General features: G+C 71.4%; 19 protein-coding genes and 1 rRNA gene. 12 read left to right on the forward strand and 8 right to left on the reverse strand.

Annotation, left to right across the window (positions count from 1 at the left end):
* The first annotated feature begins 4 nt into the window (after positions 1-4).
* Positions 5-763, forward strand: a complete 759-nt coding sequence (locus tag ACWDD9_RS30445; RefSeq protein WP_449813321.1) for a DUF6215 domain-containing protein — start codon at positions 5-7, stop codon at positions 761-763.
* Positions 764-785: 22 nt separating this feature from the next.
* Here the strand turns inward: ACWDD9_RS30445 and ACWDD9_RS30450 are convergent, their stop codons facing one another.
* A complete protein-coding gene (locus ACWDD9_RS30450) occupies positions 786-1,658 on the reverse strand; it encodes a hypothetical protein (RefSeq protein ID WP_449813322.1) in 873 nt (290 codons plus the stop codon).
* 50 nt (positions 1,659-1,708) lie between these two features.
* Between ACWDD9_RS30450 and ACWDD9_RS30455 the strand changes: the two genes are divergently transcribed.
* Both ACWDD9_RS30455 and ACWDD9_RS30460 read left to right on the forward strand, forming a co-directional pair.
* Positions 1,709-3,055: a tetratricopeptide repeat protein gene (locus tag ACWDD9_RS30455; protein WP_449813323.1), complete on the forward strand. Its 1,347-nt coding sequence runs from the start codon at positions 1,709-1,711 to the stop codon at positions 3,053-3,055.
* Between the two features lie 122 nt (positions 3,056-3,177).
* The gene (locus ACWDD9_RS30460; protein ID WP_049653142.1) at positions 3,178-3,849 is read left to right on the forward strand and encodes a DsbA family oxidoreductase; all 672 of its coding nucleotides are present in this window, start codon (positions 3,178-3,180) and stop codon (positions 3,847-3,849) included.
* A 40-nt stretch (positions 3,850-3,889) separates the two neighbouring features.
* Here ACWDD9_RS30460 and ACWDD9_RS30465 read toward each other — a convergent pair whose 3' ends face one another.
* The gene (locus ACWDD9_RS30465; RefSeq protein WP_449813324.1) at positions 3,890-4,567 is read right to left on the reverse strand and encodes a hypothetical protein; all 678 of its coding nucleotides are present in this window, start codon (positions 4,565-4,567) and stop codon (positions 3,890-3,892) included.
* Positions 4,568-4,835: 268 nt separating this feature from the next.
* On the opposite strand from ACWDD9_RS30465, the gene ACWDD9_RS30470 reads away from it, so the two are divergent.
* Entirely contained in the window at positions 4,836-6,821 is a 1,986-nt protein-coding gene (locus ACWDD9_RS30470) for a serine/threonine protein kinase (RefSeq protein WP_449813325.1), read from the forward strand.
* A gap of 36 nt (positions 6,822-6,857) precedes the next feature.
* Here ACWDD9_RS30470 and ACWDD9_RS30475 read toward each other — a convergent pair whose 3' ends face one another.
* The 5 genes from ACWDD9_RS30475 to ACWDD9_RS30495 all read right to left on the reverse strand — a co-directional run bounded on the left by ACWDD9_RS30475 (position 6,858) and on the right by ACWDD9_RS30495 (position 9,617).
* Positions 6,858-7,484, reverse strand: coding sequence for a hypothetical protein (locus tag ACWDD9_RS30475; RefSeq protein WP_449813326.1), 627 nt, complete (start codon positions 7,482-7,484; stop codon positions 6,858-6,860).
* An 89-nt stretch (positions 7,485-7,573) separates the two neighbouring features.
* A complete protein-coding gene (locus tag ACWDD9_RS30480; RefSeq protein WP_449813327.1) occupies positions 7,574-8,530 on the reverse strand; it encodes an N-acetyltransferase family protein in 957 nt (318 codons plus the stop codon).
* Between the two features lie 35 nt (positions 8,531-8,565).
* Complete coding sequence (locus ACWDD9_RS30485) at positions 8,566-8,895, reverse strand: hypothetical protein (RefSeq protein ID WP_449813328.1); 330 nt, start codon at positions 8,893-8,895, stop codon at positions 8,566-8,568.
* Between the two features lie 105 nt (positions 8,896-9,000).
* Positions 9,001-9,255 carry a hypothetical protein gene (locus tag ACWDD9_RS30490; protein ID WP_049653135.1) on the reverse strand — a complete coding sequence of 85 codons (255 nt, stop codon included), beginning with the start codon at positions 9,253-9,255 and terminating at the stop codon, positions 9,001-9,003.
* Entirely contained in the window at positions 9,252-9,617 is a 366-nt protein-coding gene (locus ACWDD9_RS30495; protein ID WP_375875975.1) for an ATP-binding protein, read from the reverse strand. The genes ACWDD9_RS30490 and ACWDD9_RS30495 overlap by 4 nt, the downstream gene beginning before the upstream one ends.
* 183 nt (positions 9,618-9,800) lie before the next feature.
* On the opposite strand from ACWDD9_RS30495, the gene ACWDD9_RS30500 reads away from it, so the two are divergent.
* The 8 genes from ACWDD9_RS30500 (at position 9,801) to ACWDD9_RS30535 (ending at position 15,438) form a co-directional block, all read left to right on the forward strand.
* Positions 9,801-10,685 (forward strand): helix-turn-helix domain-containing protein, encoded by an 885-nt coding sequence (locus tag ACWDD9_RS30500; RefSeq protein WP_375875974.1) that lies wholly within the window; start codon positions 9,801-9,803, stop codon positions 10,683-10,685.
* Positions 10,686-10,695: 10 nt separating this feature from the next.
* Complete coding sequence (locus ACWDD9_RS30505; RefSeq protein ID WP_380670029.1) at positions 10,696-10,896, forward strand: DUF397 domain-containing protein; 201 nt, start codon at positions 10,696-10,698, stop codon at positions 10,894-10,896.
* A gap of 67 nt (positions 10,897-10,963) precedes the next feature.
* On the forward strand, positions 10,964-11,914 hold the full coding sequence (locus tag ACWDD9_RS30510; protein ID WP_449813329.1) for a phosphotransferase family protein: 951 nt from the start codon (positions 10,964-10,966) through the stop codon (positions 11,912-11,914).
* 197 nt (positions 11,915-12,111) lie between these two features.
* Positions 12,112-12,858 carry a DUF6879 family protein gene (locus ACWDD9_RS30515; protein ID WP_449813330.1) on the forward strand — a complete coding sequence of 249 codons (747 nt, stop codon included), beginning with the start codon at positions 12,112-12,114 and terminating at the stop codon, positions 12,856-12,858.
* The gene (locus tag ACWDD9_RS30520; RefSeq protein WP_449813331.1) at positions 12,855-13,703 is read left to right on the forward strand and encodes a Scr1 family TA system antitoxin-like transcriptional regulator; all 849 of its coding nucleotides are present in this window, start codon (positions 12,855-12,857) and stop codon (positions 13,701-13,703) included. Before ACWDD9_RS30515 ends, ACWDD9_RS30520 begins: the two co-directional genes overlap by 4 nt.
* Positions 13,704-13,837: 134 nt before the next feature.
* Positions 13,838-14,083, forward strand: a complete 246-nt coding sequence (locus ACWDD9_RS30525; RefSeq protein ID WP_387974753.1) for a DUF397 domain-containing protein — start codon at positions 13,838-13,840, stop codon at positions 14,081-14,083.
* A gap of 75 nt (positions 14,084-14,158) precedes the next feature.
* Positions 14,159-14,590 carry a hypothetical protein gene (locus ACWDD9_RS30530; RefSeq protein ID WP_449813332.1) on the forward strand — a complete coding sequence of 144 codons (432 nt, stop codon included), beginning with the start codon at positions 14,159-14,161 and terminating at the stop codon, positions 14,588-14,590.
* Positions 14,587-15,438 (forward strand): JmjC domain-containing protein, encoded by an 852-nt coding sequence (locus ACWDD9_RS30535; RefSeq protein ID WP_449813333.1) that lies wholly within the window; start codon positions 14,587-14,589, stop codon positions 15,436-15,438. Before ACWDD9_RS30530 ends, ACWDD9_RS30535 begins: the two co-directional genes overlap by 4 nt.
* Positions 15,439-15,533: 95 nt before the next feature.
* Here ACWDD9_RS30535 and rrf read toward each other — a convergent pair.
* A 5S ribosomal RNA gene (gene rrf, locus ACWDD9_RS30540) occupies positions 15,534-15,620 on the reverse strand; the annotation flags it as partial.

The following is a 15,620-nucleotide window of genomic DNA, read 5'->3' on the forward strand; positions in this document are numbered from 1 at the left end:
AGGAATGGCGTCCGACGCGGCCGACACCACCGACGCCGCAACCACAGCCGACATCGCCGACATCGCCGGAACGACCGACGGCGACGCGACGACCGGCACCGCCGACGGCACCGGCACCGGCGCCGGCGCCCGGAAGCGCGGCGGCCGACCGGGCCTCCGGACGGCGGCCGCGGCGGCCCTGGCCGTCGCCCTCCTGGGCGGCCTGTGGGGGCTGGGGTTCCTCCACCTCCCGAAGCCGGGGCACGAGCCGGGCGGCCCCGGAAAGCCGGCCGAGTGCGCCGCGCCCCGCCCCACCGACAAGCCGGGCTACCCGGCGCTCTGCGCGGCGCTCAACCGCCCCGACCTCCCGGCCCTGCTGGGCACGCCCGAGGACCGCGTCACCGTCGCACAGCCGGCGCCGATCACCTTCGGCACGGACGTCATGGCGGAGGTGCGGCTCACCCACACCGTCGTGAGCCTGCTGGACAGCAGCACCTCGCTCGAGGACACGCGCGACATGCGGCGGGTCTACACCTGGCCGGCCACCGTCCTCGGCCACCCCGCCGCGACCTACTGGTCCAACGCGACATCGGTCATCCCCGGCGGGAAGCTCGGCCCCGCCACGCGGAACATCGTCGTCGCCCAGGACCCGGCGGCGCCCGGCGGACGGGCCTTCGAGGTCGTCGTCTTCCGCGACGACGGCCTGACGCCCAACGAGGCGACCCTGACCCGGCTCGCCGAGACGGTGCTGCCCACCGTCCCGGGCTGGGTCCCGGCCCCGTAGCCGGACACGGCGGGCCTCCCCCTCAGGCGTCTCCCTCGTCCTCGTCCTCGTCCTCGCCGTAGGGCGGGATGGTCCAGCGCAGGACCGTCCCGCCCGCCCCGTCGGCTTCGAGGGTGACCGGGAAGGCCTGGCCCCAGTCCCGCCCGCCGTGGTGCCGGACCGCGTGGTCGCCCTGGCACCAGTCGATCCCGAGCACCTGGCAGCCGCCGACCTCGATCGCGCCCACGCGCAGCGGGTGGTGCAGGCCGGCCCGCCGGAAGGTGAAGTAGTCGACGTGCTTCTCCACCGAGGTGGCCACTCCCCTGCCGGGCAGGCCGCCCCGCCAAGCGCCGATCTCGGCCTCCAGCGCGACCGCCTCCGCCACCGGGAGGTCGAGCCACCCGTACGGGCCCCCGTCACCCTCGTACGAGGGCATCCGCTCGCCGCCGAACCGCTCGTGCGCCTCCTGCTCGTACCGGCCCCAGTAGGAGAGGTCGGCGAGCCCGTCGGCCGGTTCGTCGTCCAGGCTCGTCCACGCGTCCAGCCCGACGGCGTCGCCGACCACCATGCCGCTCCGGTCGACCGGCAGGTCCCCGAGCAGTACCGGGCCCTCCGCACCCTCCGGCCAGGGCAGGCCGAGGGCGATCTCCAGCGTCGCGATCGTCGGCTCCTCGTCGAAGGCCGAGGGCTCGGTGGTGGCCCGCACCGCCAGCGGCCGGTCGGCGGCGGCCGGGACGGCGACCGCCTCGCACTCCTCGTCCCGCAGGTGACCGCCTCCCGTCTTCGCCGCCGCCGCGGCCCGCACCGGCAACGGATCCCCCAGCTCCCGCCAGTAGTCGATCCAGGTGGCCATGCCGAGCACCACCACCCCGGAGGGCGCGGTGACGAATCCCAGGTCAACGAAGGTTTCGGGCATCCGTCGATTATCTCCGGGCAGGACGTCGCCCCGTCGCCTAGCCTGGCCCGGTGAATCTTGACGATCTCGCGTGGCAGCGGCAGTTCGACGGCGGGATAGAGCCCGCCATGGCGGAATACCTGGCCCGACAGGGGCAGTTGGAGCTGCTGATCGAGACCGCACGGGACCGCGGTGAGTGGTTCTGCGCCGAGGTGGCGGTCGGTGAGCTGTGCGCGGTGGGGGAGTTCGAACGGGCCCTGACGGTCCTGGAGCCGTTCGTCGCGGTCGGCTGGCCGTTCGCCGTACGGGAGTCCGCCACGATCCTGGTCCGGCAGGGCCGGATCGAGGAGGGGCTGGCGCTGGTGCGTCCGGACGCGGCCGGCCTGGAGTCGGCGTTCGACTGCCGCTGGTTCGCCGGGGCGCTGGTGGAGGCCGGGCGGGTGGACGAGGCCATCGAGGTGCTCACGCCCCACCTCGGGGAGCCCTGGATCCTGGAGTCCCTGGTCGATCTGACCAGGGGGGAGAACCGTGACGCCCGCGTCCTGGAACTGCTCGCCCCGTGCGCCGAACGGGCCCTGGGCGGCACGGCGGACTGCCGGTGCTCCGCGGCCGGGGGTCGGCGCGAGTGCCGGCACCAGCCGTCGGAGGTGCTGGTGAAGTACAGCCGCGTCCTGGAGCGCATGGGCCGGGCGGACGAGGCGATCCGGCGGCTGGGCCCGGTCCTGCCCGCCGTCCCGGGCGTCGCCTGGCGGTACGCGGAACTCCTCGCCGACCAGGGCCGGTTCGAGCAGCTGCGCGAGCTGGCCACCGGCGAGCACGTGGGGCTCGCCCTGAACCAGTACGCGAAGGCGCTGGAGGAGCAGGGCGAGCTCCGGGAGGCCGAAGCCGTCCTGCACGAGGCCCTGGCAACAGACGCCGAGTACACTCGCCGACGCCTCATGGCCTTCCTGGCCCGCCAGGGACGCCTCGACGAGGTCGTCGACGTCGGACGGCCCACGTACGAGGACGCCGAAGGGAACCTCCTCCACGAGGCGATCGACCTGCTGATCAGGGCGGGCAGCCCGGAGCGGGCGCTGGAGCTCGTGGACGGCCTCGGCGCCGCGTACGTCGAGGCGCATGCCGACGTCCTGGGCTACACCCGGCTGCGCCTGCTCGCGAAGGCCGGGCGCTACGCCGAGGGCATCGCGGGGGCTCGGGCCCTGAGCGAGCGGGAGCCCGACCAGTGGGACACCACGCTGGCCTGGCTGCTGGATCTGGACGGCCGGCCGGACGAGGCCCTCGACCTGCTCCGGTCGTCCACCGAGCGCGAGGCCCACCGGGCGATCGCCCAGATCCTGACCAGGCACGGCCACTACGCCGAGGCCGTCGCCGTCATCCCCACGGTGCCCGCCCAGCGCGAGGCCTGGGACCGGCGCTGAGGCAGGGGGTCGCCGACCGGCCGGCCCGAATAGTTCAGTGAGAGAAATATTCAGGTGGACGGAGGCGTTCCGGCAGGAGCAGGCGCGGGAGGTCCCCGCGAAGCTGGAAGGAGTGCGGCGCCGTGCGCGTGGAGATCTGGACCGACATCAACTGCCCCTGGTGCTACATCGGCAAGGCCCGGTTCGAGCAGGCGCTGGCGGCGTTCCCGCACCGCGAGGAGGTGGAGGTCGTCCACCGCTCCTTCGAGCTGGACCCGAGGGCGCCGCACGAGGCCCGTCCGGTCGTGCCGCTGCTCGCCGCCAAGTACGGGATGAGCCTGGAGCAGGCCGAGGCGGCGGAGGCCCGGATCGCCGAGAACGCGCACGCCGAGGGCCTGCCGTACCTGCGCGAGGGGCGCGACGCGGCGAACTCCTTCGACATGCACCGGCTGCTGCACTTCGCCGAGGAGCACGGCCGGCAGGGGCAGCTGCTGGACGCGCTGTACCGGGCGAACTTCGCCGAGGAGCGGTCGGCCTTCGAGGAGGGCCGGCTGGTCGAGCTGGCGGTCGAGGCCGGGCTGGACGGCGAGGCGGCCGCGGCCGTCCTGGCCGACCCGGAGGCCTACGCGGAGGCGGTGCGCGAGGACGAGACCACGGCGAGCGCCATGGGGGCGACGGGCGTGCCGTTCTTCGTCCTGGACCGGCGCCTCGGCGTCTCGGGCGCCCAGCCCGCGGAAACGTTCACCCGCGCACTGGAGCAGGCCTGGGAGAGCCGGGTCGCCCTGCCGCTGACCCCGCTCGCGCCCAAGGAGTGAGGCGGGGCGGAGCAGGAAGTCGGCCGGGCCGACTTCCTGCTCACCCGGCTTGCCAGCGGTGGGCGTAGACGATGTGCAGGCTCGCCGGAACGCCCTTGGCCGCCCGCCCGGAGCCCCAGCCCTCGTGGTCGAGCTCGATGCAGTAGTGCTCGTCGGGGCGCCACCCGAAGCGCCACCCGGGGGCCTCGCGGGTGAACTCGTGGAGCTGGGAGCCCGACCAGCGGAAGGCCGTGGGACTGCCGGTGACCACCAGCGTGTGGGCGGCCCCGGAGAAGCGGAGCCGGTCCCGCCAGCCGGCGAAGTGGTGGCGTTCGTAGTCGATCTCCTCGTCGGACGGGAAGTCCGTCACCGGCAGGTCGACGGTGTGCGGCGTCCCGGCGCCGAGCCGCGCCCGGACCTCCTTCCAGCGCGACGCGGGGAAGCCCAGGCTGTGGTGGACCAGCAGGAGATCCAGCCGGTCCTCGGACGGGACGTCGCCCAGCCCGGCCGGACCGGCGTTGGCCCGCAGCGGCAGGTGCACCAGGGAGCGCCGGGAGCGGGCCGCCAGGGCCCAGGCGGTGGCCAGGTCCTCGGCGCCCTGCCGGTCGAGGTGCAGGTGCATGTACGTGCTGCCCGGGCCGGCGTACAGGAGGGCCCCGGCGGTCTGCCGCGCCGGGGTGACCACCCGGTACTCGTCCCGGCCGAGCCGCACCCGGTGGATCCTCGTTCGCAGTCTCACCAGGTCTTCGTACCGGAGACCGGCCCGGGCTGTCCTTCGGTTTTCCTCCGGCCGGGGCCGCGCGGCGCTGCTCCGCCACGAGCCAGGCACCCCGGGGTGTCCTTGCGGGATCCGGCTCCCTGCCCGGCCGGAGCCGCCCCGCGCGACAGTTCCGAAACATTCAACCCCCGTGTGTAAAAAGACCATTGAGGCTGCCTCGCCGTCTGGCACACACTGTGCACCGACGCCCTTCCGGGGGCGGGGTCATGACACACCAGGGGGTAGGGGCATGATCGACAAGGACACCGTCCTCAACCACCGGTACCGGCTGCTGGAGCAGCTCGGCCGTGGCGGGATGGGGACGGTCTGGCGCGCCCGGGACGCCGTCACGGAACGGGACATCGCCGTCAAGGTGCTCAACCCGGGCCTGCTGGAGGATCCGACCGCCACCGAGCGTTTCCGCCGGGAGGCGAAGGCCGTCACCGGAATCGGCCACCCGGGCGTCGTGGGCGTCCACGACTACGGGGAGAGCGGTGCGGAGGGCACCGACGGCACGGAGAGCACCGACAGTACGGACGGCGCCGACGGCCCGAAGGGCGCCGGCACCGGCCCGCGCTACGCCTACATCGTGATGGACCTGGTCGAGGGCCGGCCGCTCAGCGCGGTGCAGAAGGACGAAGGGCCGATGCCGCCCGAGCGGGCCCTGGCCATGGTGGCCACCGCACTGGACGCCCTCCAGGCCGTCCACCAGTCCGCCATCGTCCACCGCGACGTCAAACCGTCCAACCTGCTGGTGCGCGAGGACGGCGCCGTGCTCGTCGCCGACTTCGGCCTCGCCCTCGCGATCGCCGACTCCAAACTCACCACGTCGAACGGATTCATCGGCACCGCCTCCTACGCCTCCCCCGAACAGGTCGACCCTTCTCCCGACAACCCCGTCACACCCGCCGCCGACCTCTACTCGATGGGGGTCGTCTGTTACGAACTGCTGGTCGGGAAGCTGCCGTTCGAGGGCGGCCGCGCCATGCAGGTCGCGTACAAGCACGTCAACGAGCCGGCGCCGGAGCTGCCGGACACCTTCCCGCCGGCCGTCCGGGCGCTGGTCGCCAAGGCGCTGTCCAAGGCGCCGGAGGACCGGTACGAGAGCGCCGCCGAGATGGCGGCGGCGGCACGGGCGGCGGTCGGGCTGCCGGTCGGTGAGGCCGCACAGCGGCCGGTCAGGCTGTGGAAGAGCGCCCCGAGGGCGGGCGGTGCGGGCCCCGCTCCGCGGAGCGAGCCGGTCCCCTCAGCCGAACTGGTCGTGAAGGTGTCCCCGGTCGTCCAAGCGGACCCTCAGCAGACGGCCGAGCAGAGCCGCCGCCGCTCACGGCGGCGCCGCCTGCTGGTGCCGGTGATCATCCCGGTCATCGTCTCGTTGGGTACGGCGGGCGCCCTGCTGGTCGACCGCAACCCGTTCAGCGCCGACGCCGCGCCCGGAAGCCGGTCGACCACCGCCGTGACCGCCCCGCCGCCCGGGGGCACCGGTGTCCCGGACACCGGTGCCCCCGTCGAGAACCCGGCCGCCACCCCGGCGGGCGATCAGCTGCCGGGGACCACCCCCGACCAGCAGACGCCGCAGCAGCAACGGCCCGTGCCGCCGGCCTCCTCCGGCGGCAACGGGGGTACGAACGCGGGCAACGGCGGAGGCGCGAACAGCGGCGGCACGACCGCCGGACAGAACGGAGGCACCCAGCCCCGCCAGACACCGGCCAACACCCCCGCCCCGCAACCCCCGGTGACCAACAACCCCGCCCCACAGCCTCCGCCGCAGAACTCCCCCGGCGGGACCACCGCACAGCCCGGCGGCGGCAGCGCCCCGCCACCGGAGTCCCCGGCCCGCCCCGCGGAGTGCGGCGGAACCAACTGGACGCGCATCATCAGTGTCCAGTCCGGCCTGCCGATCGGGCTGGCCAACGACAACCTGAACGCGAGCAACCCGGTCGTCCTGGGCGGCGCCACGCAGTACGGCTGGGTCGTCAGCTACGACAACTGGAACGAGTACCACGCCTGCAACTCCGCAGGCTACCGCCTGATCAGGGGCGCCCCCTTCAACAACGCGGTGACCCTCGGCAACGGCCTCGACTTCGCGTACCGGTGGACCGTACAGCCCGCCGCCTCGGGCGGGTACACCCTGGGCGACGGCACCAACTGCATGACCGCCGGCGCGCAGGGCAAGCCCATCACCATGACCACCTGCACCGACAACCTCGCGAGCCAGCTGTGGAAGTTCCAATGACCGCAGGGGTGTCCACGCGCCCGCACGGCCTCGCAGTCAGCGGACCGGAAGGCCTCGCGAACGGGCGGCGAGCCAGGCGGCGGCACGCTGTCGTTCCTCGCGGTTGGAGGAGCGACCGTCGTGACGCGCGATCCACTCCAGGTGTCGCAGGACGTTCTCCGAGCGGTCCGGGTCGCGCACCGCGAGCACGTCGATGCCGGTCTCGCCCGTCGAGGCGCCGACGTACACGCCGCCGTCCAGGGCCATCATGCCGAAGCCCGGGTGGCCCGAGCGCACGCCGAGGAACGCCGATGCCGCGGCTCGGCCCATGATGTCCCAGCGGTCCAGGAGCCGGACCCGGGTCCACTGCGCCGGTGCGTGGCTGCGGCCGTGCATGTGTCGCAGCCGTTCCTGGTGTGAACGGGTGCCCTGCGGGAGCTGCACGAGGAACTCGCGCCGGTGGTCGAAGAGGCCCGAGGAGACCGCGAGGTCGTACCAGTCCGCGTTGAGCCGCTCGACCAGCCGTGGGGTCTCGTACCGGTGGGAGAACCCTCCGGCCACGTCCTCCCGGTCGTAGCCGCGGACGAAGGGCACCGTGCCCGCCGGTGCGGCGTCCGGGATCACCTGCAGACCGGCCCGGTACAGCGGCCGGTACACCTTGCGGTCACGTTCCTGGATGCCCATCGGCCCACGTTCTACCAGGGGCCGGCAAGCTCCGGCCAACCGTTTTCCCGCACCTGATCGGCCGGGTGGCTCCGGGGTGCTCCGGGCCCTCAGTCGTAGAAGAACTGGCGGAGGTCCTCCGCCGAGCCCGGGCCGAACAGGAAGGTCTCGCACCCGGCGAGCGCCCGGGGCGGTGGCGGCCCGTCGGCGGGGAGCCGCCGCAGCCAGGCCGCGCCCTGCTCCCCCACCGCGTGGACGGCGGAGAGCAGTTCGGCCATCCCCGCCGGGCGGGGCGGGGCCGCTCCGGTGACGGGGGCGAGCTCCCACCCACCGGCCCGGGCGGCGAGCCGCACCGCGCCCGCCCAGGTGGCGATGCGGCAGAGGCGGTTGCGCAGGGGGAGTTCGACGGACGGGTCCAGGTACCCGAGTCCGACGGTCGCGGCGGCGAGGTCGTCCATCACCCGGCGCTCGACGGGGGTACGGATCCAGTGGCCCTCCTGGGCGTCCTCGATGGCGGCGCTCCACCACTCCCAGGCGCTGTCGAGGCGGGCCGCCGCCTCGGACTCGGCCTCGGCCGCTGTCCGCGAGGGAGGACCCGGCCGGGACGCCTGCGGCCGGTACAGGTGGAACAGTTCCGGATCACCCTCGTCGAGGCCCTGGACGAGGCCGACCGGCTGCCACCCGGCCCGGTGCAGGAGCCGTCGCATCGGCTGGTTGGAGACGTTGGTCGAGGTGAACAGCTTCGGGGTCTCGCAGGAGGCCGCCGCGGCGTCCAGCAGCCGGCGGCCGACGCCCCTGCCGCGCGCGGCGGGCGAGACCATCAGCATCGTGACGAAGCCCTGCTCGAAGAACGTGTACTCGGTGACGCAGTAGCCGAGGAGCCCGGACGCGTCTTCGGCCACGAGCACCGGGCCCGGGGCCTGCCGGCACCACCGCCGGATGCCCGCCGCCCGCTCCTCGTCGCCTTCGAGGGCGACCGAGTCGATACCGGTCAGCCCGTCCGCGTCCGCGTCGGTGCCGCGCCGAACGACGAAGTCGCCGAAGTCGCCGAAGTCCACTGTGTCCATGGGGACATGCTGCCAGGTGGCTCCGGTACGAACCTCTACTGCGGCCCCGCTCCTCCGTAAACGACCCGGGGGTGCAACCGGGTCGCCTGCCAGGGCGAGTTACGGCCGGCGGCCTCGCGGTAGGCGACGCGCTGGACGGCGAAGAGCAGCCGGTAGAGGTTGAGGGCGGTGTCGGAGTCGTCGGCGGCGAAGCCGAGGTCGTGGACGAAGTTCTCGAGCTTGGGCCAGTCGAAGTCGTCGGGGACGGGCGGGGCGACGGCGACGCCGAAGAGCGCGTTGAAGGCCGCGGCCACGGCGTAGTGGGTGGCGGCGAGGGCGTTGAGGACGTCGGGGTCGGCGGCCGGGTCGAGGACGGGGTCGGGCACGTCAGGTCTCCTCTTGGTCGGGCCTTGCAAGCTTGAGCGTGGTGACGACGCCCGGGGCGACGGTGGCGAACGCCAGGGCGAGGAGGGAGAGGAAGGCGGCGGCGATCAGGAACCGCACGAGCGCTCGCGGTCGGCGTCGAAGAGGAGGGTGAGGAGGTTCATCAGCGTCGAGGCCGGCGCCGTGTTGAAGGCGACCAGGACGCGGCCGTCCATGGTCGTGTCCGTGGTGGCGGAGGGGAAGATCAGGCCGAACGCGCGGCCGCGCTCTTGGAGTTCGGCGAGGAGGATGCGGACCTGGTCCTCGGTGTAGCCCCGGATGCGGGGGTCGGTGGGCTGCATGGGGAAGCGGCGACGGTTCACGCGGAGGCCTCCAGTTCGAACCAGACGACCTTGCCCGTCTTGCGGGGTTCGGCGCCGAGGCGGTGGGTGAGGGCACGGACGAGGAAGAGGCCCCGGCCGGAGGGGGCGAGCGGGTCCGTGGGGAGGTGGACGGTGGGGAAGATCGGGTTGTTGTCCGCGACCGAGACCCGCAGACGGGGGCCGGTGAGGGCCAGCACGACCATGGGCGCAGGGGTGCCCCCGTGCCGCCAGGCGTTGACGAAGACTTCGTGGAGGGCGAGTTCGGCGTCGGCGATGACGGACGGTCGCCACCCGGCCGAGGCGAGGAGGTCGGAGAGCTCGCTACGAGCGGTGGAGCAGTCCGGAAGGTTGCAGGCACGCATGAGAGACCCCAAGGGAGGAAGAGGGGAATCGACGAAGGTGACGCTTCACCGTGTGATCGGTGCAACACTGACGGTAGGGGATCGGATGCCATCCATGCAATCGAACTAGCAACGATGCATACAATCGCGCTGGCAAGCCACCCACCCCATGCGAAACACTTCACCGACGAGGAGGGACCGCCAGTGGCATACAAGGGGCCGATCAGCCAGCGTCAACGGCGTTTCGGCGAGGAACTGCAACGCCTGCGCACGGCAGCCGGGTTGTCCGCGCCGGAGGCCGGCGCGCTTGTGGGGATGAAGGGTCCGGCGGTGAGCCACACCGAAGCCGGGCGGATCACCCTCAACTCCGAACGCCTTGAGACCTGGCTCGATGCGTACGGCTGCACAGACCCGGCCTACCGCGCAAAGCTCGCCGATATGGGGCGGAGCAGTGGGAAGGGCTGGTGGACCAACTTCGCCGACCGGGTTCCGACCCTGCTACTTGATCTCGCAGAAGCCGATCACAGCGCAGCCTCGATGGACAACTTCGAGACGTTCTACGTCCCTGGTCTTCTCCAGGTGCCTGCCTACATCGAAGCGATCTTCGAAGATGCCGACCAGCATCGCAAGTTGGATGTCGAAGCCGAGATCGAGTTCCGAAAGCAACGGCAGCGCATTCTCACAGACTTGCCACGCCATGAGTTCCGATTCGTCATCCATGAGACAGCGTTGCGAATGCGATTCCCTGGCGATGCAGTCATGAGGCAGCAGCTTGTGCACCTGCTGGAAATCTCTGAGCTGCCGAACATCAGCATTCAAGTCTTGCCGTTCACCGCCGCGCAGAAGCCGCCCTCCACCGGCCCGTTCGTGCTATTCGATCCCGGAGCCCAGGCGCTCTCCACGGTCGTCGTGGATCACCCAAGCCACACCGAGTATCTTGGCGACCAGCATTCGATCGAGATCTACCGTAGGACCTTCAACCAGCTGAGCGAGCTGGCCTTGCCGCCTGTCGACCAGTCCCTGACGACGCCCTCCTCACGCGACTCGTGGGGACTCATTCGACATCTTCTCTACTTGTTGCAAGCTTGAAAGGCGCCCAATGTCCGAACTCCGTTGGCAAAAGTCATCGTTCAGTGGATCGAACGAGGGCGGCAACTGCGTTCAACTCGCAGTCGGAGCCGACGAACTCCGTTACCTCCGGGAGTCGGACGACCCTTCCACCATCATCACCACCTCGACCACCAAGCTCCGGGTTTTCCTTCTCAGCGCCAAGGCCGGCGAGTTCGACCACCTCATCTGAACCACGCGACGGGGGCGGGACGGCGATACCGCCATCCCGCCCCCTGTCTCTGCCGCAGGAAGTCACCGTGACCCCGAACGATCCCTTCACCGCTACCTCCGTGAGGCCGTCCTGGGATGAACTCCCCGTCCCGGCACAGGAGTCCGTCGAGACCCACCTCGGCGCACCGGTCACCGGCGCCCGGACCCAGGCCGGCGGGTTCAGCCCCGGCCTGGCGGTCCGCGCCACCCTCGCCGACGGCCGAGCCGTGTTCCTCAAGGGAACCGCCACCGACCACCCCGTCCACGGGAGGTACGCCACCGAGGCAGCCATCAACCGAAGCCTGACCCGGCAGGTCCCCGTGCCGAGGATGCTCGTCTCCTGGGAGGCCGGCGGATGGCTGCTGATGGCCTTCGAGGACATCGACGGCGGCCACCCCGACCTCGGCCCCGGGTCGGCCGACCTCCCCGCCGTCGTCCGGCTGCTCGACCGACTCCCCAGGGCGGTCAGCCCGTCGCCGATCCCCGACGCCCCGTCCATCGTCTCCGTCCTCGGGGGCGGCTCCCGCAGCTGGCGGGCTCTCGCCGACCAGCAGGCCGAGCTCGACCCGTGGTCCACCCGGCACATCGAGCGGCTCGCGGCCGTCGAGCACGACTGGCACGCCGCATCCGCCGGGGTCTGCCTCCTCCACGCGGACCTGCGCGCCGACAACATGCTCATGCGCGGTGACGACGCCCTCGCCATCGACTGGGCCTACCTCCACCAGGGCGCCGCCTGGATCGACCCGGCCTTCCTCGTCACCCAGCTGATCCGCGCCGGCCACACCCCGGCCCAGGCCGAAGCCCTGCTCGCACCCGTGGCCTCGTGGGCCGCCGCCCCGCCGGACGCGATCACCTCGTTCGCGGTGGCCCAGGCCGGCTACTGGGAGCTGAACTCCGGGCTCCCGGCCCCGCCGGGGGTGCCGTACCTGCGCGGCTACCAGGCCTCCATGGCCGCCATCGGCCGGACATGGATCGCGCACCGGACCGGCTGGCACTGACCGAACTCGCAGCACCCGCAGCGCTGTTCGCGGAGCCCACCAGCAAGCACGAGCCCTGCCGCTGATCCCCGCCCGCTCGTTGGCCTCCAACGAGCGGGCGGACCTCGTTTCAGCCCGCACTGTTGGCTGGTTCCGGCCTTCCCAACGCGACTGCCGTCTCAGGAAACTTGGAGAAATTTCTCCAAGAAGGAGCAACCATGAAGTTGCGGTTCGTGGGCAGCACCAGCGGTGGCGGCGGTTGCCCAGCGGTCTACGAGACCGATCGCCACACCTACGTCGTACAAGGTTGGCGGATCGCCCCGGACGACCCCGCACGCCAGGATCTCCGCGACCTCGCTCCGACCGAGGACGCCGTCGAGGTCCCCCGTCAGCTCTTGGAGCGGTTCGCACCCAGGCAGCCGCAGCCCTCACCCTCCGAGTTGCTCACGGGGGATGACTTCAACGCACTCTTCCGGGACTTCGCCCACACGGCACGCCGCCTGGAGACCCGCACGCACTACGACATCGAGGACGAACGGGAGTCCTTCGACCAGTTCCTGAGCGGTTCGGACGTCGATCTCGGCTGGTTCGCGCCCTGGCTGGACACCATGCGCCGGCAGACCACGGCGGGCAGGACCGTCGCCCGTGTGCGCGTGGTCCCAGCGAAACTGACGGACTATCTCCGCTACGAGCTGTTCCTCGCCAGGGAGAACACCCGCGCGGGCGAGGACATCCGCTACCTCGAACGTTCCCTGGCCGACGACCTGGTCCTCCCCGACCGGGACTTCTGGCTGTTCGACTCGCATACACTGGCGATCCTGCACTTCACCGACGCCGGGACGATGCTCGGAGCCGAGATCGTCACGGACCCGGCAGTCGTCGTCGAGCACGCCCGCTGGCTCGATGCCGCCTTCCACCACGCCCGTCGGTACGAGGAGTTCGTCAAGGAGCATCCGCCGCGTTGAGCATCGCAAGACAGGGGATTCACGAAGCCCGCCAAGAGCTCGGCCGTCGCCTGCGTGCGATCCGTACCGCGGCCGAGATCGACGGGCGTACCCTGGCGGGCCGCCTCGGGTGGCCCGCCAGCAAGGTCTCCAAGCTCCAGCTCGGGCGCCAGACCCCCACCATCGCTGACATCCAGGTGTGGACCAGCGCTTGCGGCGATCCTCAAGCCGCCAACGAACTCGTCATCCTGCTCCGCGACCTCGACGACCGCTATGCCCGGTGGCGCCACGAGCTTCAACACGGTCACGCGGCCGTCCAGCAGTCCTGGGCCGACATGGAAGCGACTGCGCAGACCATCCGCGCCTTCGAACCCTGCTGGGTTCCCGGGCTTCTCCAAACCCCGGACTACGCTGCCGCCCGTTTCCGCGAGCACGCCCGACTCAACGACAGCCCACCGGACACCGATGCCGCCGTAGCCGGCCGCCTCGCCCGTCAGGAAGTCCTCTACTCCCCCGGCAACCGGCGCTGGCACATCCTCCTCACCGAGGCCGTGCTCCGCTACGGCACCGCCTCGCCTGAGGTCATGCGCGCGCAGATCGATCGATTGGTCTCCGCCACGACCCTGCCCGCGGTACGCCTGGGCATCGTTCCGTTCCGCACCCGACTTCCGGTGTCCCCCGCCCACGGATTCTGGATCTTCGACGATGAACGCGTCGTGGTCGAGGTGATCAGCGCCGAGCTGCGGCTGAGCCTGCCCGAGGAAGTCGTGCAGTACCGCAAGGTCTTCGACCTGCTGGCGCCCAGCGCCCTCTACGACGCGGACGCCCGACGGATCCTCACGTCCCTGGCCGAGAGCTGGATCTGAGAAATCCTCAGAAATCCTGCCGGAGATTTCCACCACCCGCGCGAAACTGGTGACGCGGCCGATCTGAACCCTCGCCCTGCGTGGGGTTTGGCAACCGTGCTCCCCACCGTTTCGCGACGAAGGGTTGTGACCCCATGGACATGACCGCGCTCTACGCGGCCGACCTCACCGGCATCGCCTTCCGCTCCTTCTGCGGCGGCAACCAGGGCACCGACAACGACGAGTCCTGCCTCACCCTCGCCGTCGTTCCCGGCATCGCCGACGCGTTCGCGCTCGGCCACTCCGAGAACCCTGGCGTCAACGGCGCGATCCGGGTCAGCCGAGCGGAGCTCGTGAGCTTCGTGCGCGGCTTCGCCGTGGCCGAGGGCATCACCCTCTGACGCACCCACCGTCTCCTCACCGGGCCGTCCCGAGCCGTGCTCGGGACGGCCCGGCCCAACTCCCGGAGGCACCAGGTGCACTGGCACACCTATCTGTGGTCGGGGGACGGGCAGCAGCTCAAGAACGAGGCCCTGAGACGGCCCGAACCCGATGCCGGCTTCAGGACCTCGGCGATGCCGCCCATGATGACCGGCTGGTGGCTGCTGAAGCCGACTTCTCTGCTCTCCTCCACTCTCACGACGCCGGAGCACACGGTGGCCTGGCTACGGAGCCGCTACGCGGATCACCCGCCACCACCCGCCCAGGCCGAACAACTCGCGCTCGACCTACGGGCCGCCCACGCCACCGAGGCCCTCACCGCCGGCTCCGACGTGGTGTGGTCGTACTGGCAGCACGAGAACGGCCCGCGCTTCCTGCACCTGGCCGCTGTCTGCTGCCCCAACCGGCTCTGGCCCTCGATCCCTTGCCCGGATCCCCTGGCCGCCACCGCTCCTGGAGTGCCATGACCCTGGACCTCTTCGTCGACGACCCCAGCCGGGTACTGGCCGCGTGGCCGACCGCCCCGTTCCACAACAACCAGGGTCGGTGGCACGAACCCCCGCCGCTGACCACGTCCGAGATCCGCGGCACCATCGACGCGAGGTGTATCCGGCCCGACGAGATCGTCCTGATCAGGAACGGCAAGGTCACCCCGCAGAGCCTGTATGTCGAGGACGGCCGGATCATCCCTTCCGTCATCTGGGAACGCCACGACCACGGCGACACGATCTCCTTGCGGAACGTCCAGGCCGTGTTCCCTGCGGTTTCGGCCCTGCACGCCGGCCTGCACGCCGAACTCGGCCACCCGATGCACGTCAGCGCCTACCTGACCCCACCCGGTGCCCAAGGCCTGAGCCATCACTGGGACTCCTACCCCGTCCTCGTGGCCCAGGCCGAGGGCGCCAAGACCTGGCCGATCCACCGCCCGGTCGTCGAGAACCCGTTGCCCGAGCACCTGAGCTTCCCGAAGACCGGATTCACCGACGAACAGCGAGACCACGTCCGAACAGCGCCCTCCGACTTCGAGACCACCCTCCACCCCGGTGACACTTTGTGGGTGCCGCGGGGCTGGATCCACGCCCCGTACCCGGTCGGCGCGGCCACGTCCCTCCACCTGACCTTCGCCATCCGAGAGCTGACCCACCACTGGCTCGCCCAACGGCTCGTCGCACAGGCAATCACGGACCCCCGCATGCGGCAGGCCCTTCCCATCGGCCCTTCCGCCGGCTGGGACATCGCCGAACGAACGGCGGCCACAGAACTGCTCACAACAGTTCTCAGCGCCAAGGCCGACGAATTCGATCACCTCGCCTGAGGCAGTGTCTTTCCCCGGACCAGCCCTCCGTCGACTGGCCCGGAAATGCGAAGAACCCCCATCCGGGACCCGGATGGGGGTTCTTCTGAAGAATTGTTCGGCGGCGTCCTACTCTCCCACAGGGTCCCCCCTGCAGTACCATCGGCGCTGTAAGGCTTAGCTTCCGGGTTCGGAATGTAACC

Source organism: Kitasatospora sp. NPDC001119, assembly GCF_053598475.1.

Coding starts and splice junctions, on each gene's coding strand:
- ACWDD9_RS30445 (WP_449813321.1), top strand. CDS start 5: ATGGCGTCCGACGCGGCCGACACCACCGACGCCGCAACCACAGCCGAC.
- ACWDD9_RS30450 (WP_449813322.1), bottom strand. CDS start 1,658: ATGCCCGAAACCTTCGTTGACCTGGGATTCGTCACCGCGCCCTCCGGG.
- ACWDD9_RS30470 (WP_449813325.1), top strand. CDS start 4,836: ATGATCGACAAGGACACCGTCCTCAACCACCGGTACCGGCTGCTGGAG.
- ACWDD9_RS30475 (WP_449813326.1), bottom strand. CDS start 7,484: ATGGGCATCCAGGAACGTGACCGCAAGGTGTACCGGCCGCTGTACCGG.
- ACWDD9_RS30480 (WP_449813327.1), bottom strand. CDS start 8,530: ATGGACACAGTGGACTTCGGCGACTTCGGCGACTTCGTCGTTCGGCGC.
- ACWDD9_RS30495 (WP_375875975.1), bottom strand. CDS start 9,617: ATGCGTGCCTGCAACCTTCCGGACTGCTCCACCGCTCGTAGCGAGCTC.
- ACWDD9_RS30505 (WP_380670029.1), top strand. CDS start 10,696: ATGTCCGAACTCCGTTGGCAAAAGTCATCGTTCAGTGGATCGAACGAG.
- ACWDD9_RS30515 (WP_449813330.1), top strand. CDS start 12,112: ATGAAGTTGCGGTTCGTGGGCAGCACCAGCGGTGGCGGCGGTTGCCCA.
- ACWDD9_RS30525 (WP_387974753.1), top strand. CDS start 13,838: ATGGACATGACCGCGCTCTACGCGGCCGACCTCACCGGCATCGCCTTC.
- ACWDD9_RS30535 (WP_449813333.1), top strand. CDS start 14,587: ATGACCCTGGACCTCTTCGTCGACGACCCCAGCCGGGTACTGGCCGCG.